Source organism: Pseudoroseomonas cervicalis ATCC 49957, assembly GCF_000164635.1.
Lineage (GTDB): Bacteria > Pseudomonadota > Alphaproteobacteria > Acetobacterales > Acetobacteraceae > Pseudoroseomonas > Pseudoroseomonas cervicalis.
Map to the genome: position 1 here is coordinate 84,579 of NZ_GG770782.1, position 2,408 is coordinate 86,986.

General features: G+C 75.5%; 3 protein-coding genes. 1 reads left to right on the top strand and 2 read right to left on the bottom strand.

The genetic code is table 11. The features are described 5' to 3' along the window. Window positions 1-673 (bottom strand): DUF1501 domain-containing protein (locus tag HMPREF0731_RS25675; protein WP_007005380.1); only part of this gene is annotated, 673 nt, incomplete at its 3' end. Continuing rightward, a complete protein-coding gene (locus tag HMPREF0731_RS16840) occupies window positions 670-1,989 on the bottom strand; it encodes a DUF1800 domain-containing protein (RefSeq protein ID WP_007005381.1) in 1,320 nt (439 codons plus the stop codon). The genes HMPREF0731_RS16840 and HMPREF0731_RS25675, both read right to left, overlap by 4 nt. A 183-nt stretch (window positions 1,990-2,172) precedes the next feature. Here HMPREF0731_RS16840 and HMPREF0731_RS25680 point away from each other — a divergent pair. Beyond that, window positions 2,173-2,408: hypothetical protein (locus HMPREF0731_RS25680; RefSeq protein ID WP_007005382.1), on the top strand; the 236-nt coding region annotated here is incomplete at its 3' end.

The following is a 2,408-nucleotide window of genomic DNA, read 5'->3' on the forward strand; positions in this document are numbered from 1 at the left end:
CCTCGGCATAGCCGCGGCCGCGCAAGCCGTCGGCGACGGCCGGGCCGATCTCCGGGTCCGCGTGCAGCAGGTCGGCCATGCGCAGATACAGGTCCGGCGCCGGGCGGGTGGGGCGCGGCGGCGCCCACATGCCGACACGGCGCGGCCCGCGCATCAGCAGCGGCAGGTCGAGGCCGAGCGCCAGCGCCAGATCCGGCTGCGTCCCGCGCGGCGGCGGCAGCCCGGCCAGGGCGCGGTTCAGCCAGCCGGAGCTCAGCCGCTCCGGCGCGCCGCTCTCCAGCATGTCCTGCGCCTCGAAATGGCTGCGGTTGCGATAGGGGCCGGCCACCGCGTGCACCGGCAGCAACGCCCCCTCGCGGTAGAAGCCATGCAGCGCGGCGAGGCGCGGATGCAGGCCGAAGAAGCCGCCGCAATCCAGCAGCCCGCCTTCCTGCCCGGGCTCGGGCAGGGCGATGCCGCCGCGCGCCGCCGCGTAGTTCGCATCGCCATAGGGGGCGAGGGCGGTCATGCCATCCATGGCGCCGCGCAGCAGCACGACGACCAGCCGCGCCTCGGGCGCCGGCAATCCGGGGGCGGGGGTGGCGGCGACGGCCAGCCGCGCATGGCGGGTCGCCGCCAGGGCGGCGAGGCCGAGCAGCAATCCGCGCCGGCCGAGTTGGGGAAGGTGGCTCATCGGCGCTGGAACTCCGCGCTGGCGAATAACAGGGCCAGCCCCTCGCGCGGCGAGCCGGCGCGGCGCACCGCCTGCCGCGTCTCCTCGCCGGCGAGCGGGCCGAGGGCGGTCTCCAGCACCGCCATGGGGTCGAGCCGGGCGAAGCGGCCGGCGGTGTCGAAGGCCCAGTCAAGGCGCTGCATCACCGGCTCCGGCCCCAGCCAGGCGGCGGCGGTGTCGGGCCAGCCATTGGGCTGCGGCGCGCTGCACCAGGGCTGGTTCAGGGTGAAGCCGGCGCCATAGGCCGGCCGCGCCATGGCGTCGCCCGAGGCGCCGCAGGCGCGAAAGGCGGCGGTGACGTAGTCCTGCGGCGCGCGCAGCTTCGACAGCGGCGCCGCCCAGGCCGAATCCAGCCGCGGCAAGGCGCGCGCGACGGCCTTGAGGTCGCCGTCCGTGTCGCGCAGCACGCTTTCGATGCGCGCCACCGCCTCGGCCGGCGGGTCGTCGGCGACGAAGTGCCGCACCAGCTTCAGCGCCAGGTGGCGATGCGTCGCCGGGTGGTCGGCCAGGAAGCGCAGCGCCGCTTCCGACGCCTCCGGCCCTTCCGGCCAGGCGCGGCCCAGCAGGCGCTTCTCGCCCGGCTCGTGGTTGGCGGCGCGGAACAGCGTGCCGAAGGGCTCGCGGTTGCGCTCATAGCCCCAGCCGGTCAGCAGCCGGGCGAATTCGGTGACGTCCTGCTGGCTGTAGCCGGCGGCGGGGGAGAGGGTGTGCAGCTCCAGGATTTCCCGCGCCAGGTTCTCGTTCAGCCCGCGGCCGCTGCGCCGCCCCCAGGCGCTGTTCGGCCCGACCGAGGCGTTCTGGTCGAGATAGCCGAGCATCGCCGGGTGCCGCTCCACCGCCAGCAGCATCTCGGCGAAGCGGCCGGTGACATGCGGCCGGATCGCCTGCCGCAGATAGGGGCCGAGCACGGTGGAAACCGGATAGCCGGCGCGCTTGCTGACGGTGAAGTGGTTCGCCCAGAACTCGACCAGCCGCTCGCGATAGGGCGCGTCGGTGTCGATGCGCCAGGCCAGGGCGGCGCGCGCCTCGGCCTGGAAATTCTCCTCGATCGGGTTGCGCTGGCCGGGGCCGGGCTGGCCGGCGGCGTCCAGCTCGCGCCAGATCCGGTAGCCATCCGCGATCTCCGGCGGCCGCTCCATGCCCTGGGGCGGCGGCGGTGGCCGGTCCGGCGCGTCGAGCTGCGCGTCCAGCCAGGCGATGGGGTCGTCAGGCAGGGGCTGATCCGGCCGGGGCCCAAGCCCGAAGCGGATCGCTGCCTGATGGGCGCGCCTGTCCATGCGCGGCAGCCTAGCGCGGCCTCCCCGGCGGCCGGGCTGAAGAAAGCGTCATCCGCTTCACAGAATTCGGCGCGTGTTGCGCACTGTCACAAGCGCGGCACCAGGGCACCGTGGCGGGCGGAGGCCGGTGGGCTGCGAAAACGTTCCAGCCTAGCTTCGCGGCGATTGACCGAGGATTCGCCCATGCGCCCCTCCCGCCCCCCTTCCGCCGCCCTGCTCCGGGCGACGCGGAGCCTGGCCCGGCTGCTGCCGCTTCTGCTGCCGCTCCTGCTGCTGGCGCCGCTCGCCGCCGCGCAGGATATGCGCTTCGCGCCGCCGGGGCTGGAGAGCGATGCCGGCGCCTATGCGCGCGATCTGCTGCGGCGCGGCCCGGCGGCGGCCAGCCCGCAGCTGCGCGCCCAGGCCGAGACCAGGGCGCG